We start from the raw sequence: 25,961 nt of genomic DNA, 5'->3' as shown, positions 1-25,961 counted from the left end.
GACAGCACGGGGACGGTGCGGAAGCCGGACAGCACGGGGACGGTGCGGGAGCCGGGCGGCCCTGCGCCCGGGCGCAGGGCCGCTCGGCGGCACTCGAGCGACGGCTCAGGTGCGGTACGCGTAGTACGCGGCGTTCGGGTACGACGCGATGATGCTCGCCACCGACCTGTTGTAGGTGTTGGTGGAGTGGTACGTCACATACGGCACGCCCTGCGAGTTGCGGGAGGTGACGATCATGGAGTGGTCCTTGGACCCGTCCTTGTCGAAGTCCATCTGCAGCACGTCGCCGACGTCCATCTGGTAGACGTTGGCAAGGCTGGTGACTCGCTTGGAGGACAGTGCGAACCAGGAGAACTCGTTGACCCCGATGAACGAGTCGGACTGGATCTCGGAGTTGCCGAACCACTTGTGGAAGTCCGACGTGTAGCCGGGCACATGCTTCCAGCCGCCCGCCTTCAGGGACTGGCTGACGAAGTTGGTGCAGTCGCCGCCGGCACCCTGGCCGTTGAAGTTCGGGTAGTCCGGGTTGTACTTGCTCCAGTACTTCTGCGCGTACGCGGCCATGGCCTTGTAGTCGTAGCCGGTGGCGGAGAAGTTCTTCGGCTTGGCCGGTGCGGGCCGCGTCGTGGCCGAACGGGCCGCCTCCGGCGGGCCGTCGTCGGCCGCGGTGGCCGGTGCCGCGACGGCCGGCTTGGCGACCTGGTTGACGGCCAGGTAGCCGTCGTCGGTGTCACGGATGCCGGTCAGCTGCCAGTCGCCGTCGCGACCGGCCTTGAACGTCAGCTCGTGGTGGGCCTGGAAGCCGGTGGTCTTCGGCTCGCTGCCCTTGACCTTCTCGTACGTCAGGGTGGTGGTCTCGGTGACGGCGACCGTGGCGTTCCGGCCCTTCACCTGCGTGGCGTCCAGCTTGACGCTGGTGTCGGCCGCGCTGTACTTCTCCCCCAGCTGCGCGAGACGGGCCTTGCGGCCGCTCAGCTCCGACAGCGCCGTGTTCTCGTGGCGGGACTGCGTTCCGGACAGACGCACCTTGCCCGAGAATCCGGACGTCAGCCGGTGTCCCTTCTTCCCGCCTTCGGCCTTGTCCACCAGGGCCTGGGTGCGGTCCGTGAAGACCGCGTCGGCCAGCCGCTGGAAGGTGGCCCTGGTCGTCGGGTCCACCTTCGGGTCGTCCGTGACCGCCGCGCCCGCGCTCCAGTTGGGCAGCAATGCGACGCCGGCGACCACCGAGGCGGCCGCCGCGGTGATGATGGTCGTGCGGCTCCGCTTACGGCTCAATCTTCTTGATTTCAACGATGTTCCCCTCTACGCCGGTACACCTACCGGGCGACGGCATCTTCGCACGGGCTGTGTGACGGTTGTGAAGAGGGGACGCACAAGTGGAACCGGACTGTCCCAAGCGTCACTTGACCACCGTCGACCAGTCAGGCGACTGCGCCGGGTCCAGGCTGCGCAAACGTTCCAGCGTCTCCGGCTTCTGCACGTCGAGCCAGTCGGCCAGCTCCTTGAACGAGACGCACTGGACGCCCTTTTTGGTGCACACGTTCTTGACCACCTGATCGATGGCCTTCATGTAGATGCTGCCGTTCCAGTCCTCGAAGTGGTTGCCGACGAACAGGGGGGCCCGGCTGCCGTAGTAGACGCGGTCGAAACCGGCCATGTACGAGTCCACCGTCATCTCCTCCCACTCGGCGTACTTCGACGCGTCGCCCTGTGTCTCACCGGCCGACTGGTTGTAGAGGAAGTTGAAGTCCATGGACAGGCCTTGGTACTTGCCGCCCTCGTACGGCAGCATCTGCAGCGGGAAGTCCCAGATGCCCTTCTTCTTCACCGGCCATATCTGGAAGTCGCCCGGGGAGCTCGCGTCGTAACGCCAGCCGTAACCCTTCATGGCCTTCAGCAGGTTCGGCTGGCCCTCCAGGCAGGGCGCCCGTCCGCCGGTGACCTCCTTCTCGAAGTCGAAGGGCAGCGCGGGAATGTCCTTGTAGCCGGTGTTGGTCTTCCAGTTCTCGACGAAGGAGTAGAACTGGTCGATCTCACTCTTCCACTCGTCGACGCTCCAGTCGCCGCCGCCCTTGGCACCGCAGAAGTGCCCGTTGAAGTGGGTGCCGATCTCGTTGCCGTCGTTGTACGCCTGGCGCAGCTGCTCCAGCGTGGTGTGTATGTGCTCGTCGGTGGCGTAGTCGATGGCCGCGTCGCCCGCCTCGTGCTGCGGCGGGTGGTAGAGATCCTTCTTGTTCTTGGGCAGCAGGTAGATGCCCGTGAGGAAGAAGGTCATGTGGGCGTTGTACTCCTTGGCCAACTCCCGGTAGTGCGAGAAGAGATGGTCGCTTCCCTCCAGCGCGCCGTCCCAGGAGAAGACCACGAACTGGGGCGGCTTCTCACCGGGCTTGAGCGGCTTCGGCTTCAGCGAGCCCTTCTGCGGTCCCGTGTAGGAGGTCGAGCCGTCGCCGATGACCTGTGTCCTGCCGTCCCACTTCGGCGTCGCGGTCGGCTTGGCGGCGGCCCTGTCGTCCTTCCGCTCGGTGCCGGCGGAGGCGGTCGGCGCCGTGTCGTCGTGCCGGGCCACCGCCAGGAAGGTCACCGTGACGGACGCCACGGCGAGAAGGGCCGCCAGGGTGATGTTGCGGCGGTTGTTGGTGCGGGTGGGGCGTGCGCTGCGGCGGCGGTGGCCGTTCTTCTTCGTCACAGGCGGCTCGTTCCGGGAGGAGGCGGGGGGTGTGTCTCGGCGCCGTCGTCAGCCGAGTGGACTCATGGCTTTGGACCAGATGCCGTAGGGGACGCTGCCGGCCGTGGTGCCGGCGAGCCCGTCGAGTTCCAGCGGCTCGAGGCTCTTGGACAGGTCGATCCGGTAGACCACGACCGCCGTCGACACGGATGCGGCCGTCCCGACGTACCAGGACGCCGTGTCGTCGTGCGTGGTTCCGGCCTTGCCGGCCACCGGGGCGGTGGCGGTGGCCGCGTCCGGATGAGCGGTGCGGAAGGACTCCGTCAGCGCCTCGGTCACCTGGCGGGCCACGGTGGAGCCGAACGCCTTCCGGGTCCCCGGCACTTTGAGCGCGACCTTGGAACCGTTGCGGGTCACACGGCGCACCGAGTAGGGCTCGGTGTGCGTACCGTCCGCGGCGAACGTGCCGTATCCGCTGGCCATCCGGATCGCGCTGGGCGTGGCGGTGCCCATGGAGAGCGCGGGCACCTGCGGTCCCATGCTGGAGGCGAGCAGTCCGGCCGCCTCCGCGGTGTCGCGGACCTTGTTCAGTCCTGTGTCCATGCCCAGTTGCATGAAGGGGGTGTTCACCGAGAGGGCGAGTGCCTGCCCCAGACCGATCTGCCCGTAGGACTTGTTGCCGTCGTTGTGGGCGGCGACCTTCTTGCCGCTGCGGTCCCAGTACGGTCCCTCGGGCGTGGTCACGGGAACGCCGTCGTCACCGTCGTAGAGCGACTCCGGGGTGACAGGGGTGGCCGGACCGTTCCTGGTCTTGTAGACACCGTGCTCCAGGCCGGCGGCATAGACGAACGGCAGGAACGCCGAACCGGCCTGCACGGTGGTCGCGTTGGACTCGTTGTACCCCTGGGTGCGGTGGTCGGGGCCGCCGTAGACCGCGAGGATGCGCCCGTCCGCGGCGACAGTGGCCGCGCCGTAGTGGGCGGTCTTCGCCGACTCGGGGTGGTCCTTGCGGCCCTGGTTACGGGCCTTGGTCACCGCGTCGGTGAGCGCCTCCTCCCGTTTGCGGTCGAAGGTCGTGTAGATCTGGTAGCCGCCCAGGTCGAACTGCTTGTCCGAGACGTGTCCGGACTTCTTGACGTACTGGGAGGCCAGTTCGACGAGATAGTCGCTCTGCTTGCCGGTGTTGTACAGCGGGTTCTGCTTGAGCGGCTCGGGGAAGGTCCGGTACTTCGCGCGCTCCGACGGCGACAGCTTGCCGATCTCGACCATCCGGTCGAGGATCCACGACCAGCGTTCCACGGCCCGCTCGTGGTTCGCCTTGCTCAGCGTGGGGTCGAACAGGCCCGCCCCCTTCAGCAGCGAGGCGAGGAAGGCGGCCTCGCCCGCGTCGAGCTGGCTGACGTCCTTGCCGTAGTAGGCCTGGGCGGCCCGTTGGATGCCGTAGGTGCCGCGGCCGAACCAGCTGGTGTTGAGGTATCCCTCGAGGATCTTGTCCTTGCTCATCCTGTTGTCGAGCTTGAGCGCGATCATCGCCTCGGTGAACTTGCGGCTCACCGTCTGGTTCTGGGTCAGATAGACGTTCTTCACGTACTGCTGCGTGATGGTCGAACCGCCCTCGGTGTCCCCCTCGCCGACCGTGCGCCACAGGCCGCGGGTGAGACCCGAGACGGAAATGCCGGGGTCCGAGTAGAAGCTCTCGTTCTCGGCGGCGAGTACCGCCCAACGGACCTGCTCCGGTATGTCCTTCAGCGGCATGGCCTGGCGCTGTACCCAGCCGGTGCGGGCCATCGGTGTGCCGTCGGACCAGAAGTAGACGTTGTCCTGCTGGGTGGCGTACGTGTTCAGGTTCTGCGGTATGTCCGTCGCGGCGTACGCCACGGCGAGGAAGACCCCGCTCAGGCCGGCGGACGCCAGTACGGCCCCCAGCCACTGGCGCCAGGAGGGCATCCAGCGCCGCCAGCCGATCCGGCCCGGGCGGGGGTAGACCGGCCTGAGCCTGCGGACGTGGGGCGCGAGCCTGCGCGCGTGGGGTTCGAGTCGGGCCTTGAGACGGGCGAGCGGCGGGGGTGAGGCGGCTTTCTGGCGGGCGCTACGCCGGGGGCCCAACTTCGGTATGGGTATTCGCAGTTGCATGGTGACGTCCGGCTTCACCGGCGCGACGTCGTCCGGGTCCGCGGACTCCATGGTCTTCAACTGCATGGTGGCGTCCGGGGGAAGGGGCACTCCGGCCTTCGACTGCGCCGAGGCGTCCGGGGGAAGGGACACTCCGGCCTTCGACTGCGCCGAGGCGTCCGGGGGAAGGGACACTCCGGCCTTCGACTGCGCGGAGGCGTCCGGGGGAAGGGGCACCCCGGCCTTCAACTGCATCGTGGTGTCCGGAGGCAGGGACGCTCCGGCCTTCAACTGCATGGTGGTGTCGGGATCGAAGGACTTCCCGGTCCGGGCCTCGTCCTCGGGGCGGCGCTCCCGCGGCTGTTCGGGCGTCACCTCGGTGTTCTCGGGACGGCCGTCGTTCCCGCTAGTCACGGTGAACCCTCTCGCACGCACGCGTTTGTGGATGCCGGCCCTCTGTTCGCTGCCGTGCCTCGGTCACCACTGCGTCTCCCTCCGCACTCGGTCTTGCGCGCGCGGGTAGATGCAGCTGCCACACATATGGCTGCGAGCCCCCTCACGACGTTGCGGCTCCTCGCGGCTTCTATAAATTATCAGCGGCCTCTGTGATCTACCGGATCAGGAGTGGCAGAGAAGTGGCCAACTCATGGAGAGTAAGGAGATGTCGAGAAGACACTCGGGTCACCCACGCCCCCTCCGGGGCGATCTCGGTGGCCCCGCGGGCAGCCGGACGCTCTTGCGGTCAGGGGGATCAGAACGTCCTGAACTCCTCGAAGGGCGGCTCGAACGAAGGGTCGGGCAAGCGAACGGCTGCGCAGCGAGGTGCCGGTTCGGCCCGAGGATCACCGACGGCCGCCGTCGGAGCCTCCGGCTCACGGGGGAAGGCGTCGGCAATCACCGTCCAGCCGAGGTTGCGCTCGTAGTAGCACAGCGCGGTCCGCACCGAGGGTGACCGGACGTCGTCGAGGACGATCAGCCCACCGGGTCTGACGATCTTGCGCAGGAAGTAGAGATCGACGAACACCTCGTGGAACCGGTGGCTGCCGTCGACGAACGCCGCGTCGGCGACGAGGCCTTCGGCGAGAAGCCGCGGAAGCGCGATCGACGACGGAGCGGACAGCAGAGTGGCGATCGAGTCCAGTCCGGCCGAGCGGAGCAGGTCCCAGCCGGCAAGGGACCAGTCGCGCTCCTGGTACGGGTCGACGATGATGTGCCGGGGACGCGGCGGGGCGACCGTGACCAGTGCCTCACCGATCGCGAGCGCGGAACCGGCGTAGGCGAGACCGATCTCGACGACCGTCTGCGCGCCCTCGGCGATCAGCAGGTCGCGCAGCCGATCGCAGGTGTGCTCGGGCACCGAGATCGTCTCGAAGTCCGCCGCACCACCCCGAGTCCGAGGCGGTCCCTCCCGCACCAGCCGGCGGCGTACCGCGCCGACCCGTGCCCTGCGGTCGTCCGTTCCCGGCTCTCGCCCCTGGTCGTCGAACACTCTTCAGCACCTTTCGACGTCTTCGTGACACGTCCCGGGAATGCTTCCGGCCCCCCGATGTCCTGGGATCGCCGGTGGCCGCCGGTTAGCCTGTGCCCATGCCACGCTATGAGTACCGCTGCCGCAGCTGCGGTGACACGTTCGAACTGAGCCGTCCGATGGCGGAGTCCTCCGCCCCCGCCACGTGCCCGTCCGGTCACGACGACACGGTGAAGCTCCTGTCGACCGTCGCGGTGGGCGGCAGCGCGTCGGCCCCGGCGCCGGCTCCCCGGGCGGGCGGCGGCGCGGGCGGCGGGTGCTGCGGCGGCGGCTGCTGCGGCTGAGCACCCGCTCAGCGCCGTCGCGCCAGGGTCAGCCCGTCCGCCACCGGCACCATCACGCTGTCGACCCGCTCGTCCGCCGTCACATGGTCGTTGAAGTCCCTGATGGCGGCGGCGAGTCCGGACGCGCCGGGATCCGTCACGCCGCCGCGGTAGAAGATTTGTCCACCACGAGCAGACCGCCCGGACGCATGCGCGGCACCAACTCGTCCCAGTACGCGACGTAGTTGTCCTTGTCCGCGTCGATGAACGCCATGTCGATGTGCGGCCCGCCGGGCAGCGACCGCAATGTGTCGATCGCGGGCGCGATCCGCAGCTCGATCCGGTCGGACACCCCCGCCTTCGCCCATCCGGCCCGCGCGTACTCCGTCCACTCCTCGCGGACGTCGCACGTCAGCAGGGTTCCGTCGGGGGGCAGCGCCTGCGCCATGGACAGCGCCGACAGCCCGGTGAAGGTCCCGATCTCGACGACCCGCCGCGCCCCGGTCAGCCGCACCAGAAAGGCCAGAAGAGGCCCCTGCTCCTCGGCGACCTGCTTGCCCGCCACCAGTGGCAGCCGGGTGTGCGTGACCTCGACCAGCATCCGCTGCACGGGGTCCAGCGGTGGGTTGTGGCCGAGCATGTACGCGTAGAGCTCGTCCGTCAGCGGCGTCCCGTTCCCCTTGGCCACCCGGTCCTCCTCCGGCCCGCCCCGAGATCCTGAGCGCTTCGGGCTCCCTTCCACCGTATCCCGGGGTCGCCCGAACGGGGCGGGTCGTGCCGGACGGGGACGGGTCAGGCCTGGCCCGCCTCCTTCAGGAACTCCCGCAGGATCCGCTCTCCGGCCAGCACGCCCCGCTCGGGCAGGGCGGTGATGCCCGGTGCCGTCCATTCGGCGTCGGCGAGCTCGCCGTGCCCCGGGCGCCAGCCGCGGTCGGCGGCCAGCAGCAGGTCCGCATCGAGCAGCGAGTCCCCGGCGGCGAGGGTGAGCGCGGCCCCGGTACGGCGGGCGACCTCCCGCACGGCGGCGCTCTTGGTGAGCGGCTTCGGCACGGCGTAGATCTTGCGGCCCTGCAGGGACACCGTCCAGCCGCGGTTCTCGGCCCACGCGGCCAGTTCCTTCACCCACTCCTCCGGCAGCAGCTCGCGCTCCACCACGAGGTAGGCGAAGAGGTCCTCGGCGACCCGGTGCTTGCGCAGCCACACCGGGTCGGCGGTGGCCGCCAGGTGCTCCCGCACCTCCTCCAGCGGCGCGCACTCCTCGGCGAGCCGGGCGACGACTGCTGCGTGCCACTCGGGATCGGCGACACCGTCGACGAGCAGATGGCCGCCGTTCGCGCAGATCGCGTACGTCGGGGCCGGGCCGGGCAGGTTGATGCGCTGGTACTGCTTGCGGGTGCGGGTGGTGGTCGGCACGAACACCGCGCGGTCGCCGAGGTCCGTGAGCAGCGCGGCCGCGGTCTCGGTCATGTACGACAGCGGCCTGCTCTCGTGCACCTCGACGCACAGCAGCCGGGGCGCCCTGGCGTCCGGCATGGTCAGCGCGAGCGCCGCGGACGAGTAGATGAGCGTACGGTCGAGGTCGCTGGCGACCAGAACGGGACTCATGCCGTCACCGCCTTGCCGTCGGCGCCGGTCGCGCCCCGGGTGTACTTGGGGTGGATCAACCCCACGCAGGTGTAGGGAAGTTCGTCGACCAGCTCGACGGGCACACCCCGCTGCCCGGCCAGCAGCCGCACATGGTCCAGGTCGGCGCCCGCCCCGGACCGGGCCAGTATCTTCCAGGGCACCCGGCGCAGCAGTACCCGCGTGGTCTCGCCGACGCCGGGCTTGACGAGGTTCACGTCGTGGATGCCGTACTCCTCGCTGATGCGTTCCACCGCCGCCCAGCCCTCCCAGGTCGGCGCGCGGTCACCGGAGAGCAGTTCCTTGGTCAGTGCGTCGACCGCGTCCTCGACCTCCGTGAAGCAGGCCGAGACGGTGTCGAGGAAGGCGACCGAGACGTCCGCTCCGGCGAGTTCGCGGTAGAACTTCGCGCCGTGGTAGTCGTGCGGCCCGACCAGGTCGGCGCGCAGCACCGTGCGGGATATCAGCCCGGAGACCGTGGAGTTGAGGCAGGCGGACGGGATCAGGAAGTCCTCGCGCGTGCCGAAGGTCCGTACGCAGGAGCCCGGGTCCGCGAGCACCGCGATCTCCGGGTCGAAGCCGGTGATGCCGTCGGACTCCTCGAACTCCCGGATCGCTTCGGCGAGTTCCCGGGTGATGGCGCCCTTGCCGGTCCAGCCGTCGACGAAGACGATGTCGGCGGGGTCGTACCGGTCGGCGAGGTAGCGCAGGGCGTTGGCGTCGATACCGCGTCCGCGCACGATGGACACCGCGTAGTGCTGCACGTCGATGCCGTGGCGGTACCGCGCCCAGCGGCGCATCAGGACGCCCACGGGGGTTCCGGCGCGGGCCAGTGAGACGAGGACCGGACGCGGGGACCGTTCGGCGAGGATGGTCTCGGTGACCACGCCGACGGCCTGCGCGATACGGGCGGCGGACGTCTCGAGTGCCGCGTGGAACAGCTCCTGGTACTGCTCGCTCGGCTGGTACTCCACCGGCAGCGACTCGGCGTAGTGCGCGCCGCCGCTCTGGATCGCCTCCTCGCGTTCCTCGGTCGGCGCCTCCAGGGTGACGTCCGAGAGGTCCTGGAGCAGCCAGCCGACCTCGTCGGGCGCGTACGAGGAGAAAGCGGGGCCACGAAGTGGCTCGGGCAGCATGGCGGGCCTTTCGGGGACGTGCCGGGGCGCGGGGACGTGGCTGGGCACGACCGCGAGCAGGACGTGCGGGGTGTGGGCGGCGAGCCGGTCCAGGAGGCCGCCCGGGGCGTGCAGTGCGGGTGTGTCGGCCACGGAGTCCACGACGGCGACGACGGCGTCGAAGCCGGCACCCGCCACGTTGTAGGCGTAGCGCTCGCCGGGGCCGTCGGCCGGGTCGTCATGCGCGGGGAAGGCGATCCGGCTGCGTATCGCATAGCCGGGGTCGTCCACGGCGAGGACGGGCGAGCGGGTGGTCGTGGAGAAGCGGACCTCGGCGGGAACGACCTGCTCCAGCTCCCGGGCCAGCCGCAGCGGAGCGTACATGAGCTCCTCGAAGCCGAGCACGAGGACGCGTCGGGCCGCGCCGGGTATCGCCTCGGCCAGCCGCGCCGCCATGGTGGGCAGCGCACGCTCCAGACGGACCCGGTGCTCGGGGGTGAAGCCGTGGCGTCCGCCGTCGGGCAGACCGCCGGGCCAGCCGAGGCTCACCCGCGCGATGCGGCCGAACTCGTCGGACCGGTGGCCGGATGCCTCGCCGGACGCGCTGTCCGACTCCGTACGTCGCACGGCGCTCTCGTGCTCCGCGACCAGTGCCTGGCCCTTCTCCAGCACCCCCTCCGGCAGCCGCACCGTGCCCGAGACCGCCGCCACCAGGTCCACTCGGGCGCCGATCTCCCGGGCGAAGGCCTCCAGGCGCCCCAGATCCGCGGCCGAGCGCATGTCGACCAGCGCGACGACGACGTACCGGTCGCGCGGATACCGCTCGTGCAGGTCGCGGATCGTGTTCATGACCGTGTTGCCGGTCGAGAACTCGTCGTCGACCAGGACCAGCGGACCGTCGCCGGCCAGCAGCGCCGGATCCTCCGGCAGCAGCAGATGCGAGGTGGCGTGGGAGTGCGACTCCTCGAAACCGCCGGCCGGGGCGACGCCCTCGACGGGCCGGCGGGTGGAGTGCAGGTAGGGGGCGAGGCCGAGACCGTCCGCGACGGCGTGACCGAGCCCGGTGGCCGTCTCCGCATAGCCGAGGACCACTGCGCCGCGTCCGCCCGAGCCGTACCGGCCCCCGCCGTCGCCGCCCAGCAGCTCCCGCACCCGGCGGCCGAGCGCGAACCCATGGCCGTAGACGACGGCCGGTGACTGAGGAACGTGCTTGCCCAGCACGTTCGAGACGAGCAGATGCGCCCGTTTGGGGTTGCGCCGCAGCGCGAGACCCAGCAGATCGGTCAGCCGTTCGTCGCCGACCAGCTCCACCCCGAGCCGCTCGGCGACCCACGTCCCGGACCAGACCACGTTCTTCCTCGGTTCCATCTCAGTCGGCGGCGGTGTCAGCCGGGAAGCCCGGCGGCCAGCAGCTCCACGAAGCCGATGTCCTCGCCCGCCACACCGAAGACCTCGGCGCGCTGGAGCGTGCGCTCCGCCCAGGCGCGGTGCGGCTTCACCTCGTTCATCTTGTTCGTGTACGCGGAGCGCAGCACTCCGCCGCCGAGCCGCTCGGGCCGCATGATGTCCTGGGCGTCGCTGAACTCCTCGTGACTGACGACCGACAGTGCGTGCACGGGCATCACATGCGAGGGGTGGATGCAGGTCTTGCCGAGCAGGCCGTTGGCCCGGTCGAGCGAGATCTCGCGCAGCAGCCCGTCCAGGTCGTGCTCGATGAGCGTCTCACGCAGTTCCTCGACCTCCCCCTCCATGAAGGGGCTGCGCCGCAGCTGCGGCTTGAACATCCGCTCCTGTGCCCTGAAGTACTCCCACACGGGCCCGGTCACCGTGAATCCGGTGCCGTCGGCCCGCCCGAGGACATTGACGACGTCGGCGATCACGGAGGCCACGATCTGGACGTCGTAGGCGGTCATGTCGGGCGCACGGCGCAGGCCGTACGAGGAGCAGAAGTCGGTGACGCCGAGGCGCAGCGCGAGCACCCGGTCGCGGTACTTGTCCACGGTGCGGAAGATGCCCTCCAGCGTCTCCCGGCGGGTCTCCAGGTAGAGCAGGGAGGGGGACTCGAGAACCGGCATGGCGAAGAGCCTGCGCCCGCTCGCCGTCACGGCCCCGGTCAGCGCCTCCATGAAGGGGACGCCCCGCTCCTCGGTGAACTTCGGCAGCACGAAACCGGACAGCAGCCGGACCGCCGGACCGAGCCGGGCCACCAGGTCCGGGATCTGCTCGGGGACACGGACCCGGATGAAGAGCAGCGGCAGCTCCACGTCCCGGCGCCCGGCGAGATCGGTGAACTGCCGGACCAGATTCTCCTCGGCGTCCACGACGTCCGCGTCGTCGATGGAGTCCTCGAGGCACAGCACCATGGACACGACTCCCCGGCCCGCCTGCTTGACCACGTCGTCGGCGAGCTGCGGACGGGTCGCGGGACTGTAGAGGGTGGCGCCGAGGGCCACCGCGAGCACACGGGCCGGCGCGTCGGCGGTGAAGACGGCGGGCTCCTGATGGAAGAGCCGCCGCCGCTCCTCAGGGGCGATATGCCCGAAATGACGCATGAGACTCCCCCGTGGTGCTGGACTGCCCGAAAAGTGGTGGCCGGTAATACTACGTAGAACTCCATGTCATGGGTTCCCGTTGGGCATGAAGTTCAGGTAACTCGGCTGTGTCCGTGGTACATCGGCGCAGCGGCGGGGGTCCACCCCCGCGTTGTCGTGACCTTGACGGGGAAGGCAGGATGACGCCATGACGCACGCGATGCTGAAGGGGTCGAACGTACCGCTCGAGGTCACGGCGGTACGGGCGGTGCTGCGCTGGGCAGCGGGACAGGGCGCTCCCGAGGTGGACGCCTCGGCGCTGCTCCTCGGCCCCGAAGGGCGGGTGCGGTCCGACGAGGACTTCGTCTTCTACAACCAGCCCCGGCACCCCTCGGGCAAGGTCCGGCTGCTCGGGAAGAAGCGGGAGGCGGACCGGCTGACCGAGACGGTCCAGACGGACCTGGCGGGCATGGAGCCCGGCGTGGGCCGGGTGCTGCTGGTCGCCTCCGCGGACGACGTCACCTTCGACCAGGTCCGGTCGCTGAGCATCCTCCTGTACGACGCGGCGGCCGCCGACGGGGAGCCACTGGCGTACTTCGACATCAAACCGGAGACGGGCGCCGAGACGGCCCTGATCTGCGGGGAGCTGTACCGGCGCGGCGACGCCTGGAAGTTCCGGGCGCTCGGCGAGGGCTATCTGAACGGGCTGAAGGGCCTCGCGAACGACTTCGGCATCTCGGTGGACGAGTCGGAGGCACCCGCCGAGACCGGAGGGGTCCCGGCCGCCGCCGAGATCTCGTTGCCGCTGCCGCCGGAGCAGCCGGTGCCGCAGCAGCCGGCTTACGGCTATCCGGCGGAGCCGGTGTCGACGCAGCCGGCCTATGGCTATCCCCAGCCGGCCAGCCCGCCCGCCTACGGCTATCCGCAGACGCAGGCGGCCCCGGCGACGGCGCCCGCCTACGGCTATCCGCCCACCGCGGCACCGGCCCTGGACCCGAACTTCACTCTCCCGCCGCAGGGGCCGCAGTTCATCGGCCGGTAGCAGGCTACGCCTTCGTCTTGTAGCCCCGGCCCCACTGCAGACCCCAGCCGTAGAGCCGGTCCAGTTCGGCCTGGAAGCCGTACACGAACTTCACCTCACGGCGGACGACGATCTCGCCCTTGACGTTCTCTATCAGGACGACCGCGCAGGAGCGGGCCTGCGGGTGGCGTTCGTCCAGGCCGATCTCGATGCGCGGGCCGTTGCTGGGGTAGAGCGTGACCACGGCGTGCGTACGGTCGAACGCGGGGGTCTGGTCGTAGATGTAGACGAAGATCAGCAGCCGCTTGAAGTCGTCCCGGTGATCGAGGTTGACGAAGATCGTCTCGCCGGAGCCGGAACCGAACCGGTCGTCACCGCTCAGCTTGATGTACGGCGGGTCGTTGAGCTCCCCGAAAAAGCTGCCCAGCGGCTGCACCACACCCTTGGTGCCGTCGGCCAGCTCGTACATGCAGCCGAGGTCGAGGTCGACGTTGACCATGCTCTGGGTGTGCGCCTGCACGACCTCGGGGGTGAACATCCGGAACGGGTGCCTCAGCAGGCTGCCCCGCTCGGGACCGCCGATGTCCGAGGTCCGCATCCGCCACGACAGGTTGATGCGCAGGTTGCCGGTGGCCGCGCCCTGCTTGGTCAGCGAGACACGCTGGTGCCGTTTGGTCAGCTCGATCGAATTGCTCGCCGCGCTCCCCGAGTCGAACTCCGTCGCGCGTCCGCGCCACACGCCGTCCCAGAAGCTCATGCCCGCCCCCTGTGTCACTACACGGTTCAACAGCCGCGGGGCGGCCGCCGAGGACGTGTCCTCGCTGCCGCCCCGCACAGAGCGTTCCTCACCTGGGCCCGGTCCACACCCGCGAAACCGTCGCCGACGTGCGGGAGGGTGTGCGCCCCGGGGCTCGTACGCCCCGGGGCCGACCGGACCTCGAAGGGGAACGCCTGCCCCTACACCCCGGACGAGACCTCAGCCTTCGCGTCCGACGCCGCCGCTTTTCCCTCGGCCGCGGCGAGCGCACGGTTGCGGCGTACCGAGGACCAGAAGGACCAGCCGATGAGGACGACACCGACGAGACCGGTGATCACCTCGTTGATCTGGTACTGGATGGTGACCATGAGGATCACGGCCAGCGCGCCGATCGCGTAGTGCGCGCCGTGCTCCAGGTAGACGTAGTCGTCGAGGGTGCCCTGCCGGACGAGGTAGACGGTCAGCGACCGGACGTACATCGCGCCGATGCCGAGGCCGAGCGCCATCAGGATGATGTCGTTCGTGATGGCGAAGGCGCCGATCACACCGTCGAACGAGAAGGACGCGTCCAGGACCTCCAGGTAGAGGAACATGAAGAACGCGGCCTTGCCGGCGAGCAGGACCGCCGAGCGCTCCTTGCCGGAGCGCGCGGCCTCTTCCTCCGCCTCGCTCTCCCGCTCCTCCTCGTCCTCGAGCCTGTCCTCGAAGTAGCCGGAGAGACCGCCGACGATCATGTACGTGATCAGACCGGCGATGCCGGAGATCAGAACCGTCTGGCCCTTGTCGATGTGCGCGCCGCCGTGCTGGTGGGCGTGGGTCGCGAAGGTCATGGAGGCGATCAGCAGGACGATCAGCGCGATGCAGACCGACAGCATGTCGACCTTGCCGAGCTTGGAAAGCGGGCGCTCGATCCAGCGCAGCCACTGGATGTCCCGGTCCTCGAAGATGAAGTCCAGGAAGATCATCAGAAGGAACATCCCACCGAAGGCGGCGATCGCCGGGTGGGCGTCGGTGACGAGCTGCTGGTACTGGTCCTTGTCGGTCAGCGCCAGGTTCACCGCGTCGATGGGGCTCTTCTTCGCCGTGACGGCGACGATCACGACGGGGAATACCAGTCGCATACCGAAGACCGCGATCAGCACACCGACCGTGAGGAAGATCTTCTGCCAGAAGGCACTCATCTTCTTCAGGATTCCCGCGTTGACCACGGCGTTGTCGAAGGACAGCGAGATCTCGAGGACGGACAGGATCGCCACGATGCCGAAGGCGGTCCACCCCCCGTAGAGGACCGCAAGGACCAGGCCGACCGCGGTGACCACGAACGACCAGCCGAAGGTTTTCAAAAGCACTGGCTACCCAATCCGAATCTGTACGGGACTCCCCCGTCGCCGTACCCGGCTTTACGAAACGTTGACTCCGAAGTCTAGAGCGATTCCGCGCAGACCGGATGCGTACCCCTGTCCCACCGCCCTGAACTTCCACTCGGCGCCGTAGCGGTAGACCTCGCCGAAGATCATCGCGGTCTCCGTGGAGGCGTCCTCGCTCAGGTCGTAACGGGCGAGTTCCTGACCGTCGGCCTGGTTGACCACACGGATGAAGGCGTTGCTGACCTGGCCGAACGTCTGACCGCGATCGTCGGCCAGATGGATCGAGACCGGGAAGACGATCTTGTCGCACTGGGCCGGGACCTTGGAGAGGTCGATCAGGATCGACTCGTCGTCGCCCTCGCCCTCGCCGGTGAGGTTGTCCCCGGTGTGCTCCACCGACCCGTCCGGGCTCTGGAGCTGGTTGTAGAAGACGAACCACTCGTCACCGAGGACCCGGCCGCCGCTGCACAGCAGCGCGCTGGCGTCGAGGTCGAAGGGTGCTCCGGTGGTGGAGCGCGCGTCCCAGCCGAGCCCGATCATCACCTGCGTGAGATTCGGTGCGGCCTTGGAGAGGGAGACGTTGCCCCCCTTGGCGAGCGTGACACCCATGATGCTGGTCCTCCCCGAGATGGTGCTGCTCTGCTTGTCCTGCGCGTCCGGCGCCGCACTCAAACCGTGCGACGCCGGACGATGCGGTTCAGGCTGCTCAGACGTTGACGCCGAAGTCCTGCGCGATACCGCGCAGGCCCGAGGCGTAACCCTGACCGATGGCGCGGAACTTCCACTCCGCACCGTGGCGGTACAGCTCACCGAAGACCATGGCGGTCTCGGTGGAGGCGTCCTCGCTCAGGTCGTACCGCGCGATCTCCTGCTGGTTCGCCTGGTTGACGACACGGATGAACGCGTTGCGGACCTGGCCGAAGGACTGCTGGCGGTTCTCGGCGTCGTAGATCGACACCGGGAAGACGATCTTCTCGACGTCGGTCGGGACCGAGGCGAGGTTGACCTTGATCACCTCGTCGTCGCCCTCGCCCTCGCCCGTGAGGTTGTCGCCCGTGTGCTCGACGGAGCCGTCCGGGCTCTTGAGGTTGTTGAAGAAGACGAAGTTCTGGTCGCTGCCGACCTTGCCCGACGTGTTCAGCAGCAGGGCGCTGGCGTCGAGGTCGAAGTCGGTACCGGTCGTGGTGCGGACGTCCCAGCCCAGACCGACGAGGACCGCGGTCAGGCCCGGGGCCTCCTTGGTCAGCGATACGTTGCCGCCCTTGCTGAGGCTGACTCCCACGAGTCCCTCCATTGGTGTCCAGGGGCGGGGAGCCCCGTAGTGCGTTGGCATCGGATCAACGAGTCGATCCTAGTGACGGGTTCCCGTACCCCGCAGGCCTTGGGACCCGAGAATCACAGGGTGTCGAGCGCCTTCACGTACTCGTTCAGGTCGCGCGCGTCCGGCAGGCCGTTGACCACGGTCCACCGCACCACGCCCTCCTTGTCGATGATGAAGGTCCCGCGCACCGCGCAGCCCTTGTCCTCGTCGAAGACGCCGTAGGCGCGCGAAATGTTGCCGTGCGGCCAGAAGTCGGAGAGCAGGGGGTACTCCAGGCCCTCCTGCTCGGCGAAGACACGCAGGGTGTGGATGGAGTCGTTGGAGACGGCGAGCAGCTGGGTGCCGTCGTTGACGAACGCCGGCTCGCTGTCGCGCAGCGCGCCGAGCTCGCCCGTGCAGACGCCGGTGAAGGCGAACGGGTAGAAGACCAGCACCACGTTCTTCTCGCCACGGAAGTCGGCGAGCCGCACGGCCCTGCCGTGGTTGTCCTTGAGCTCGAAGTCGGGGGCCTTCTCGCCGACCTGGATCGCCATGGGCCTGTTTCCCTTCCGGTGGGGCTGGTCGAGTCGGACCCACCCTACGCAGCGGTCACAGCAGGCCTGAGGACGGGCTGAGCGTTCAGCCCGTCCTCGGGATCCCGTGCTCGAGCGACTTCGCGGACGAGGACGTGAGGGCCGGGGTGGGGTCCGGGGCGCAAGCCCCGTTACGGCCGCCCCGGCGACCGGCCGGTCCGGCGGAGCGTCACCTCTTGGACCTGGCCGCCTTCGGCGTCACCAGCCGGGACCCGCTCCAGTCCTTGCCCACGCTGACACTCTTGGACGCCGACAGACCCGCCGTCGTCGCGGATTCAGAGATGTCGCTCGGCTCCACGTAGCCCGTACGACCCGTCTTCGGGGTGAGGAGCAGGATCGAGCCGCCTTCTTCGATGTACGTGGTGGCGTCCACCAGGACATCCGTCAGGTCGCCGTCCTCGTCGCGGAACCACAGCACCACAGCATCGGCGACGTCGTCGTACTCCTCGTCCACGAGCTGGCTGCCGATGAATTCCTCAATGGCCTCGCGGAGCTCCTGGTCGACGTCGTCGTCGTAGCCGATCTCCTGGACCACCTGCTCGGGCTGGAACCCCAGCCTCGCGGCAGGGTTCGTCCTCTCCTCCGCGTGGTCCGCGGTCGCGCTCACGGCTTGCCTCCTGATCATGTCTTGTCGAATATCTCAGCCACGCGCGTACGCGAAGCGTTGGCCGTAGTCCACACGGGCGCGGCGGATCGCGCAAGTACCCGGCGGTTCAGACCGCCGAAACGGTGACGATCCTGGCCGTGTCGCCGCAACTCCAGGCACGGTATCGCGTCGGATGGTGATCCACACCACACCGTTCTGCCCGGTTTGCGCATTCCGGAATCCTCCGTGGGTACGAGAGTCGAATGACTTTGCGGGGCCCGTCACCGCCTGGGCGTATCGTGTCGCTTTGCTCGTGAGCGTCCCCGAAGAACCGATCCGCCACTGTGGTTACCTCACGGTAGAGATGACGTTTCCCTTCCCCGAGGTACACGATGGGGATCGGTGCAGGCACAAGGAAAAAGTGGCCCTCTGACAGGTAAGGAACAGCGTGGCTTCCGGATCCGATCGCAATCCGATCATCATTGGCGGCCTTCCTAGTCAGGTTCCTGACTTCGATCCCGAGGAAACCCAGGAGTGGCTCGACTCCCTCGACGCCGCAGTGGATGAGCGCGGCCGTGAGCGGGCCCGCTACCTGATGCTCCGTCTGATCGAGCGGGCCCGCGAGAAGCGCGTGGCCGTGCCCGAGATGCGCAGCACGGACTACGTCAACACCATCCCCACCAAGAGCGAGCCGTTCTTCCCCGGCAACGAGGAGATCGAGCGCAAGATCCTCAACGCCACGCGGTGGAACGCCGCCGTCATGGTCTCCCGCGCCCAGCGACCCGGAATCGGGGTCGGCGGCCACATCGCCACCTTCGCCTCCTCCGCCTCGCTGTACGACGTGGGCTTCAACCACTTCTTCCGGGGCAAGGACGAGGGCGACGGCGGTGACCAGGTCTTCTTCCAGGGCCACGCCTCCCCCGGCATCTACGCGCGGGCCTTCCTCCTCGACCGGCTCTCCGAGCGTCACCTGGACGGGTTCCGCCAGGAGAAGTCGAAGGCCCCGTACGGGCTCTCCAGCTATCCGCATCCGCGCTCGATGCCGGACTTCTGGGAGTTCCCGACGGTCTCCATGGGTCTCGGCCCGATCTCCGCGATCTTCCAGGCCCGGATGAACCGCTATATGCACGCGCGCGACATCGCGGACACCTCCCGCTCGCACGTGTGGGCCTTCCTCGGCGACGGCGAGATGGACGAGCCTGAGTCGCTGGGGCAGCTGTCCATCGCCGCCCGCGAGGGCCTGGACAATCTGACCTTCGTCGTCAACTGCAACCTCCAGCGCCTGGACGGCCCGGTGCGCGGCAACGGAAAGATCATCCAGGAGCTGGAGTCGGTCTTCCGGGGTGCCGGCTGGAACGTGATCAAGCTGATCTGGGACCGCACCTGGGACCCGCTGCTGGCGCAGGACCGGGACGGCATCCTGGTCAACAAGATGAACACCACGCCGGACGGCCAGTTCCAGACGTACGCGACCGAGTCCGGCGCGTACATCCGGGACCACTTCTTCGGCGACGACCACCGGTTGCGCGCGATGGTCGAGAACATGACCGACGACCAGATCCTGCACCTGGGCCGTGGCGGTCACGACCACCGCAAGATCTACGCGGCGTTCAAGGCGGCCAAGGAGCACAAGGGCCAGCCGACGGTGATCCTGGCCAAGACCGTCAAGGGCTGGACCCTGGGCCCCAACTTCGAGGGCCGCAACGCCACGCACCAGATGAAGAAGCTGACGGTCGCCGACCTCAAGCACTTCCGCGACCGGCTGCACCTGCCGATCTCCGACAAGGACCTCGAGTCCGGCCTGCCGCCGTACTACCACCCCGGCCGGGACACGGAGGAGATGCAGTACATGCACGACCGGCGCAAGTCGCTCGGCGGGTACGTCCCGACGCGCGTCGTGCGCTCCAAGCCCCTGCCCCTTCCCGACGAAAAGGCGTACGCGGGGGTCAAGAAGGGCTCCGGTCAGCAGGCCATCGCCACCACCATGGCGTTCGTGAGGCTGCTGAAGGACCTCATGCGGGACAAGGAGATCGGCCGGCGGTTCGTGCTGATCGCCCCGGACGAGTACCGCACCTTCGGCATGGACTCGTTCTTCCCGAGCGCGAAAATCTACAACCCGCTCGGCCAGCAGTACGAATCGGTCGACCGGGACCTGCTGCTCGCCTACAAGGAGTCCCCGACCGGCCAGATGCTGCACGACGGCATCTCCGAGGCGGGCTGCACGGCGTCGCTGATCGCGGCCGGGTCGGCGTACGCCACGCACGGCGAGCCGCTGATCCCGGTGTACGTCTTCTACTCGATGTTCGGCTTTCAGCGCACCGGTGACCAGTTCTGGCAGATGGCCGACCAGCTCTCGCGCGGTTTCGCCCTCGGTGCGACCGCGGGCCGTACGACTCTGACCGGTGAGGGCCTCCAGCACGCGGACGGCCACTCGCAGCTCCTGGCCTCGACCAACCCGGGATGCGTGGCCTACGACCCGGCCTACGCGTACGAGATCGCCCATATCGTGCAGGACGGTCTGCGGCGGATGTACGGCTCCTCGCCGGAGCACCCGCACGGCGAGGACGTCTTCTACTACCTGACCGTCTACAACGAGCCGATCCGGCAGCCGGCCGAGCCGGCCGGCGTGGACGTCGAGGGCATCCTCAAGGGCATCCACCGGATCTCCGAGGGCACCTCGGGCACCGTCCGGGCGCAGATCATGGCCTCCGGCGTGTCCGTGCCCTGGGCACTGGAGGCGCAGCAGCTCCTCGCCGAGGACTGGAACGTGCGTGCGGACGTCTGGTCGGCGACCTCCTGGAACCAGCTGCGACGCGAGGCCGTGGACTGCGAGGAGCACAATCTGCTGCACCCCGAGGAGGAGCAGCGGGTGCCGTACGTGACGCAGAAGCTGGGCAGTGCCGAGGGTCCGTTCGTCGCCGTGTCCGACTGGATGCGATCCGTTCCCGACCAGATCGCGCGCTGGGTGCCCGGCTCCTACCAGTCGCTGGGCGCGGACGGCTTCGGCTTCGCGGACACGCGGGGCGCGGCCCGCCGCTTCTTCCACATCGACGCGCAGTCGATCGTGGTGGCGGTCCTCGCCGAACTGGCCAGGTCGGGCAAGATCGACCGCTCGGTGCTCAAGCAGGCGATCGACCGCTACCAGCTGCTCGACGTGACGGCCGCCGACCCGGGAGCGGCGGGCGGCGACGCGTAACCCCCCGCATCGCCCGGCCGCGGTGGCCGAGGGGCGGCGAGGCCGGCGGCCTCGCCGCCCCTGCGCGTTCCTTACGATGCGGGCATGGAGGAACGAACGGCACAGGCCCGATGGGAGCGGCGCACCCAGCGACCTCTGCTGGCGCTCGCGGTGGGGTTCGCCGTCGCCTACGCCGTGCCGATCGTGGACGGCTCGGCGAGCCGGTCGCTGACCGTCGCGTGCACGGTGACCGAGTGGGTGGTGTGGGGAGCGTTCGCCGCGGACTATCTCGTGCGGCTCGCGATCGCGCCGCGCCGCAAGGAGTTCGTCCACACCCACTGGCTCGACCTGTGCGCCGTGGTGCTGCCCCTGCTCCAGCCGCTGCGGCTGCTGCGGCTGGTGTCGACGCTGATGCTGGTGGGGCGGCGCGCGCGGATGGCCTCCCAGATCCGGCTGACGACGTATGTCGCCGGAGCGGTCGTCGGACTGCTGATGTTCGGGTCACTGGCCGTGCTCTCGGTGGAGCGGGACTCGCCGCACGGGAACATCAAGACACTGGGCGACGCGGTGTGGTGGTCGTTCACCACGATGACGACCGTGGGCTACGGCGATCACGCACCGACCACCGGCCTCGGGCGCATGCTCGCCGTGGGCCTGATGCTCTCCGGCATCGCGCTGCTCGGTGTGGTGACCGCGAACATCGCGACCTGGTTCATCGCGCGGTTCGAGAAGGACGACGTGGAGGAGCGCCGGCAGACGGCGGCGATCGAGGCGCTGACCGAGGAGGTACGGGCGCTCAGGGCCGAGGTGGCCGCGCTGTCCGGTCCGTCCGTGCCGCTCCCGCTCGCCCCCGAGGAAGCGGGGCCCCGGCCGTAGCCGGGGCCCGACGCTCGCTCTCCAGGATCAGAGCAGTCCGTTCCCGGGGGTCGCGGTTCCGGCCAGCCAGACGATCGCCAGCAGTGTGTCGATCGCGCCGAGGACCAGGGCCACCAGAGCCGGAATCGAGCGGCTGCCCGCCCAGCTTCGGCCCATCGCGAGCCATCCGCACATGGCCGCGACCGGTCCCAGAACGATGCCGAGGGCGAAGAAGCCCGCGACAGCGCAGATGACTCCTATGATCCCGAGCGTCGCGCGATCCGGCCCGGTCCGCGACCACGTCCGGCCGCGTGAGCGGGGGTACCTGCGCGTGCCGTTCCCGAAGCCCGCCATCATCAACTCCTCGAACTCATCGGTCAGTTCGGGCGTGATGAGCGGGTACCCCGGTTTCCCGCGGCAAGTCCTGCCGGCACGCGGCTGCCGCCGGCGGCGCGCCGCGGTCCGACCGGCCGCCCGGTCGCACGGCGGCGGACGGACCCACTGTGACCTGCGACGTCCGCCGGACGGGAGGGATCCGAGCGCCTTCGTCCCGACGGACGAACGCGCTCGGATCCGCGTCAGATGTGCGCGGCCCCCGCGCCCGCCTCCGCGTTCTCGCCGCGCTTGGTGAGCAGCGCGACCAGCACCGCGACCGTCGCGACACCCGCCGCGACCAGACAGGCCAGGCTCATGCCGGAGATGAACGTGTCGTGCGCGACCGCGGTGATCTTCTGGGCGATGGCGGCCGGGGTGTCCGGGGTCACCGGGGCCACGCCCACCTGCACCGCCTCGGAGGCCTGGCCGAGCTGCGGCCCGGTCAGCGGCGGAAGTCCGGCGTCCGTCCAGTTGCCCGCGAGGTCGTTGTCGACCTTGGAGGCCATCACGGCGCCCAGCACCGCGGTGCCGAGGCTGCCGCCGATCTGCATCGCGGCCTGCTGCAGTCCGCCGGCGACACCGGAGAGCTCCATGGGCGCGTTGCCGACGATGACCTCGGTGGCGCCGACCATGACGGGCGCGAGTCCGAGACCGAGCAGCGCGAACCAGATCGACATGACGCCGCTGCCCGTTCCGGCCTCCAGCGTCGACATCCCGTACATCGCGATCGCGGTGGCGGCCATGCCTCCGGCCAGCGGGATGCGCGGGCCCAGCTTGGTGATCGCGGCACCCGCGAGCGGGGAGCCGACGATCATCATGCCGGTCAGCGGAAGCAGGTGCATACCCGCGTCGACCGGGCTCATGCCGTGCACGTTCTGCAGGTAGAAGGTGACGAAGAACAGGCCGCCCATGAAGGCGATCGCCATGAGGACCATGAGCACGACACCCGCGGACAGCGGCACCGAGCGGAACAGTCCCAGCGGGATCAGCGGCTCCTTCACTCGCTTCTCCCACACGGAGAAGAGGACGAAGCCCAGCACGGACGCGCCGATGAACAGCCAGGTCTTGCCGTCGCTCCAGCCCCAGGCCGGCGCCTTGATGAGCGCCCAGACCAGGCAGAACATGGCGCCGGACAGCAGGGCGATACCGAGCAGGTCGAAGGAGCGCGGGGCGTTCTTCGCACGGTGGTCGGTGAGGATCAGCAGGCCGAGGACGAGCGCGAGCGCGCCGACGGGCACGTTGATGAAGAAGACCGACTGCCAGCTGACGTGCTGGACGAGCAGACCGCCGAGGATCGGGCCGCCCGCGGTGGAGGCGCCGATGACCATGCCCCAGATGCCGATCGCCATGTTCAGCTTCTCGGCCGGGAAGGTGGCCCGCAGCAGACCGAGCGCGGCGGGCATCAGCAGCGCGCCGAACAGACCCTGGAAGACGCGGAAGGTCACCACGAGGGCGATGCTGTCGGACAGGCCGATCGCGCCGGAGGCGGCCGCGAAGCCGACCACACCGATCAGGAAGGTCTGCCGGTGGCCGAAGCGGTCACCGAGCTTGCCCGCGGTGATCAGGGTGACCGCGAGGGCGAGGAAGTAGGCGTTGGTGATCCACTGGACGTCGGAGAAGCTGGCTCCGAGGTCCTTGGCGATGGCCGGGTTCGCGATGGCCACGATGGTGCCGTCGAGGGCCACCATCATGACGCCGACCGCCACGGTGATCAGGGTGAACCACGGGTGTCCGCGCAGTCCGCGGTCAGGCGCCCGCTCCGCCGGGACCGTCGGTGCCCCGGCCGTCTTGTCCCCCGGTTCCGTCGCATCGACGGTGGTCTGACTAGTCATATGGTGGAGGTTAGTGACAGCCGCTGACAATTGACAAACCAATTCACAAGTCGGTAACTGTCACGCTACTCGCGGCTTGACCCAACCGGGCCGTACGACCAGAAAGAGGACCGATGGAGACGGCGTCGCGACCAGGATTGCGTGAGCGCAAGAAACAACGCATCCGTGACGCGCTGCTTCGCGCCGCTCTGGAGCTGTTCCTCACCCAGGGGTACGAACGGACGACGGTCGACGAGATCACTGCGGCCGTGGACGTCTCCCAGCGCACCTTCTTCCGTTACTACGCCGGAAAGGAGGAGGCCGTCTTCTTCACCCACTCCGTCGCCGCGTCGCACTTCGTCGACGCGGTGCGGGCGCGCCCCCGGGACGAGGCCCCGCTGGAAGCGCTGCGACAGGCGGTTCTGCAGGGCTGGGACGGCATCGGGGAGACCATCGAGCGGATCATCCCGGTCGAACTCCACCTGCGCACCTACCAGTTGATCGAGTCGACGCCCGCCCTCTTCGCCACCCATCTGCGCCGTTCGGCCGAGGTGGAGGAGGAGATCGCACGCGTGATCGCCGAACGCGAGGGCCTCGACGTGGACACGGACCCCCGACCTCGTGTCGCGGTGGCCGTGTTCGGCGGGGTGATGCGCGTCACCGAGCGGCTGTGGGGCACGGGCGAGGACATCAGCGTCGCCGCGATCCACCAGCTGACGGTCTCGCACCTGGACGCCGTGCGCCCGGCGCTGGCGGAGAAGTGGCGCACGGACGGCGTGGACGACACCTCCGCCGCCGTCAACTGAATTCCCGGCGTCCGGGGGCCGGACACGGCCGACGGAGTGAAGCTGCGGCCACGTGGAGTGTCAAGTGACGCGCGCCTCATCGACCCAGCGTGACGATCGGACGTAAGACCCATCCGTTTTGCCGTAATTGGCGCCACAGAAACGTGAGACGCATCACTCGGTTAACGCGAGACACTCCCGTTCTCCTAGTGTGTCCTCCCAGTGACTTCCTTCGACACCTCCCCGCAACTCAACGTCTGGCGCGCGCTGCTCGCTCTGGCCGTTGTCTTCGTGATGCTCGCGACGACCGGCTGGACCGCCGTTCGCAACCACCGAGGTCCCACGCCGCTCCAGGAGTCACGCTCGGCGTGGGAGCACGGGACGATCGCCGGACGCAAACTGCCGGACGCCGACGCGTCTCCGCACCGGATCACGCACTTCTTCTCCTCGCTCGGCGCCCAGCAGCGCTCCCGGCTCGTCCACCGCTTCCCGCTCGCGGTCGGCAACATGAACGGGGCGCCGGTACGTCTGCGCTACGCGGCCAACCGCATCGCCCTCGACCAGCAGCGCAAGGTCGAGCGGGCGCGGATGCACGACGACCGGCTGTCGGCCGTCGGCCAGCGCGAGGCGGGCCGGCTCATGCACCGCTTCGAGGCGCTGATGCGGACGGACCGGCAGATCCTCGCCTTCGATCCGGAGGGTTCGGGGCGCGTGGCGGAGGTGCTCGGAAACCTGGACCGCGCCCAGCGGATCTCCGTCGTCGTCCCCGGTGTCGACACCGACCTGCTCACCTTCCAGCGCACCTTCCGCTCGTACTCGGCGCCGGTCGGCATGGCCAAGTCGCTCTACGCGGCCGAGCGGAAGGCCGGTCCCCTGACCCGTACTGCCGTGATCGCCTGGGCCGACTACACCGCGCCCAGCGGTCTCGGGGTGGAGGCGGCGACGGCGATGCGCGCCGAGGAGGGGGCCGTCCGGCTCAACGCCCTCGTCCGCGCCCTGCCCGGCCGCTCCCCCGTCCAGCTGTACTGCCACAGCTACGGCTCGGTGGTGTGCGGCGTGGCTGCGCGCACGCTGCCGTCCCGGGTGTCCGACCTGGCGGTGGCGGGCAGCCCCGGCATGCGCACCGGTACCGCCGCCGGTCTGCGGACCCCCGCCCGGGTGTGGGCGATGCGGGACGCCGACGACTGGATCCAGGACGTGCCCTATCTGGAGGTGGGCGGCATCGGCCACGGCGCCGACCCGGTCTCCCGTGCCTTCGGGGCGAGGGTGCTGTCGGCGCAGGGGGCGAAGGGCCATGCCGGATACTTCGCGCCCGGCACCGAGAGCCTGCGCAACTTCGCCGAGATCGGCGTCGGCGCATATCGCGCGGTGCACTGCGTCCACAACGATGACGTCTGCCGGGCGGATCTGCCCGGCACGGCGTCGGCCGGACGCGCGTAGAGAAACAGGAATTGCGGTCCGCCAGGGGAGGCGACGGAGGAGCACGTGCCGCATACGAT

General features: G+C 69.2%; 21 protein-coding genes and 1 pseudogene. 6 read left to right on the top strand and 16 right to left on the bottom strand.

The window, feature by feature from the left end:
- Positions 1–105 precede the first annotated feature (105 nt).
- From RCR19_RS25620 to RCR19_RS25605, 4 genes are all read right to left on the bottom strand, one after another.
- Positions 106–1,224 (bottom strand): amidase domain-containing protein, encoded by a 1,119-nt coding sequence (locus tag RCR19_RS25620; protein ID WP_331269553.1) that lies wholly within the window; start codon positions 1,222–1,224, stop codon positions 106–108.
- A gap of 175 nt (positions 1,225–1,399) precedes the next feature.
- Complete coding sequence (locus tag RCR19_RS25615; RefSeq protein ID WP_331267257.1) at positions 1,400–2,686, bottom strand: hypothetical protein; 1,287 nt, start codon at positions 2,684–2,686, stop codon at positions 1,400–1,402.
- A 48-nt stretch (positions 2,687–2,734) separates the two neighbouring features.
- Positions 2,735–4,798 carry a transglycosylase domain-containing protein gene (locus RCR19_RS25610; protein ID WP_331269552.1) on the bottom strand — a complete coding sequence of 688 codons (2,064 nt, stop codon included), beginning with the start codon at positions 4,796–4,798 and terminating at the stop codon, positions 2,735–2,737.
- A 730-nt stretch (positions 4,799–5,528) separates the two neighbouring features.
- Complete coding sequence (locus RCR19_RS25605) at positions 5,529–6,266, bottom strand: class I SAM-dependent methyltransferase (protein ID WP_331267256.1); 738 nt, start codon at positions 6,264–6,266, stop codon at positions 5,529–5,531.
- A 98-nt stretch (positions 6,267–6,364) separates the two neighbouring features.
- On the opposite strand from RCR19_RS25605, the gene RCR19_RS25600 reads away from it, so the two are divergent.
- The gene (locus tag RCR19_RS25600) at positions 6,365–6,589 is read left to right on the top strand and encodes a zinc ribbon domain-containing protein (RefSeq protein ID WP_331267255.1); all 225 of its coding nucleotides are present in this window, start codon (positions 6,365–6,367) and stop codon (positions 6,587–6,589) included.
- Between the two features lie 8 nt (positions 6,590–6,597).
- On the opposite strand, the pseudogene RCR19_RS25595 reads toward RCR19_RS25600, so the two are convergent.
- The 4 genes and pseudogenes from RCR19_RS25595 to RCR19_RS25580 all read right to left on the bottom strand — a co-directional run bounded on the left by RCR19_RS25595 (position 6,598) and on the right by RCR19_RS25580 (position 11,858).
- Positions 6,598–7,256 (bottom strand): annotated as a pseudogene (locus RCR19_RS25595) (O-methyltransferase).
- A gap of 104 nt (positions 7,257–7,360) precedes the next feature.
- Positions 7,361–8,173, bottom strand: coding sequence for an HAD family hydrolase (locus tag RCR19_RS25590; protein ID WP_331267254.1), 813 nt, complete (start codon positions 8,171–8,173; stop codon positions 7,361–7,363).
- On the bottom strand, positions 8,170–10,674 hold the full coding sequence (locus RCR19_RS25585) for a phosphoribosyltransferase (RefSeq protein WP_331267253.1): 2,505 nt from the start codon (positions 10,672–10,674) through the stop codon (positions 8,170–8,172). Before RCR19_RS25585 ends, RCR19_RS25590 begins: the two co-directional genes overlap by 4 nt.
- A gap of 17 nt (positions 10,675–10,691) precedes the next feature.
- Positions 10,692–11,858, bottom strand: a complete 1,167-nt coding sequence (locus RCR19_RS25580; RefSeq protein ID WP_331267252.1) for an HpcH/HpaI aldolase/citrate lyase family protein — start codon at positions 11,856–11,858, stop codon at positions 10,692–10,694.
- A gap of 187 nt (positions 11,859–12,045) precedes the next feature.
- Between RCR19_RS25580 and RCR19_RS25575 the strand changes: the two genes are divergently transcribed.
- Positions 12,046–12,879 (top strand): TerD family protein, encoded by an 834-nt coding sequence (locus RCR19_RS25575; RefSeq protein WP_331267251.1) that lies wholly within the window; start codon positions 12,046–12,048, stop codon positions 12,877–12,879.
- Positions 12,880–12,883: 4 nt separating this feature from the next.
- Here the strand turns inward: RCR19_RS25575 and RCR19_RS25570 are convergent, their stop codons facing one another.
- The 6 genes from RCR19_RS25570 to RCR19_RS25545 form a co-directional block, all read right to left on the bottom strand.
- Positions 12,884–13,615, bottom strand: coding sequence for a Tellurium resistance (locus RCR19_RS25570; RefSeq protein WP_059131632.1), 732 nt, complete (start codon positions 13,613–13,615; stop codon positions 12,884–12,886).
- A gap of 200 nt (positions 13,616–13,815) precedes the next feature.
- On the bottom strand, positions 13,816–14,964 hold the full coding sequence (locus tag RCR19_RS25565; RefSeq protein WP_331267250.1) for a DUF475 domain-containing protein: 1,149 nt from the start codon (positions 14,962–14,964) through the stop codon (positions 13,816–13,818).
- Positions 14,965–15,015: 51 nt separating this feature from the next.
- A complete protein-coding gene (locus RCR19_RS25560) occupies positions 15,016–15,591 on the bottom strand; it encodes a TerD family protein (protein ID WP_331267249.1) in 576 nt (191 codons plus the stop codon).
- A 97-nt stretch (positions 15,592–15,688) separates the two neighbouring features.
- Complete coding sequence (locus RCR19_RS25555; protein WP_220294219.1) at positions 15,689–16,264, bottom strand: TerD family protein; 576 nt, start codon at positions 16,262–16,264, stop codon at positions 15,689–15,691.
- Between the two features lie 113 nt (positions 16,265–16,377).
- Positions 16,378–16,836 (bottom strand): peroxiredoxin, encoded by a 459-nt coding sequence (locus RCR19_RS25550; RefSeq protein ID WP_331267248.1) that lies wholly within the window; start codon positions 16,834–16,836, stop codon positions 16,378–16,380.
- 208 nt (positions 16,837–17,044) lie between these two features.
- The gene (locus tag RCR19_RS25545) at positions 17,045–17,482 is read right to left on the bottom strand and encodes a DUF3052 domain-containing protein (RefSeq protein ID WP_059131400.1); all 438 of its coding nucleotides are present in this window, start codon (positions 17,480–17,482) and stop codon (positions 17,045–17,047) included.
- 427 nt (positions 17,483–17,909) lie between these two features.
- On the opposite strand from RCR19_RS25545, the gene aceE reads away from it, so the two are divergent.
- Positions 17,910–20,657: a pyruvate dehydrogenase (acetyl-transferring), homodimeric type gene (gene aceE, locus RCR19_RS25540; RefSeq protein ID WP_331267247.1), complete on the top strand. Its 2,748-nt coding sequence runs from the start codon at positions 17,910–17,912 to the stop codon at positions 20,655–20,657.
- An 84-nt stretch (positions 20,658–20,741) separates the two neighbouring features.
- Positions 20,742–21,512, top strand: coding sequence for an ion channel (locus tag RCR19_RS25535; RefSeq protein ID WP_331267246.1), 771 nt, complete (start codon positions 20,742–20,744; stop codon positions 21,510–21,512).
- A gap of 27 nt (positions 21,513–21,539) precedes the next feature.
- Here RCR19_RS25535 and RCR19_RS25530 read toward each other — a convergent pair whose 3' ends face one another.
- Entirely contained in the window at positions 21,540–21,848 is a 309-nt protein-coding gene (locus RCR19_RS25530) for a small hydrophobic protein (RefSeq protein ID WP_331267245.1), read from the bottom strand.
- A gap of 221 nt (positions 21,849–22,069) precedes the next feature.
- The gene (locus RCR19_RS25525) at positions 22,070–23,698 is read right to left on the bottom strand and encodes an MFS transporter (RefSeq protein WP_331267244.1); all 1,629 of its coding nucleotides are present in this window, start codon (positions 23,696–23,698) and stop codon (positions 22,070–22,072) included.
- Positions 23,699–23,811: 113 nt separating this feature from the next.
- On the opposite strand from RCR19_RS25525, the gene RCR19_RS25520 reads away from it, so the two are divergent.
- Together RCR19_RS25520 and RCR19_RS25515 are read left to right on the top strand one after the other, a co-directional pair.
- Entirely contained in the window at positions 23,812–24,483 is a 672-nt protein-coding gene (locus RCR19_RS25520) for a TetR family transcriptional regulator (protein WP_331267243.1), read from the top strand.
- A 201-nt stretch (positions 24,484–24,684) separates the two neighbouring features.
- On the top strand, positions 24,685–25,902 hold the full coding sequence (locus RCR19_RS25515) for an alpha/beta hydrolase (RefSeq protein WP_331267242.1): 1,218 nt from the start codon (positions 24,685–24,687) through the stop codon (positions 25,900–25,902).
- The last annotated feature ends 59 nt before the right edge of the window (positions 25,903–25,961 follow it).

The organism is Streptomyces sp. WAC07094 (genome assembly GCF_036320405.1).
Classification (GTDB): Bacteria; Actinomycetota; Actinomycetes; order Streptomycetales; family Streptomycetaceae; genus Streptomyces; species Streptomyces lannensis.
The sequence above is the reverse complement of the archived record's forward strand: the minus strand, read 5'-3'. Positions and strand labels throughout refer to the sequence as shown.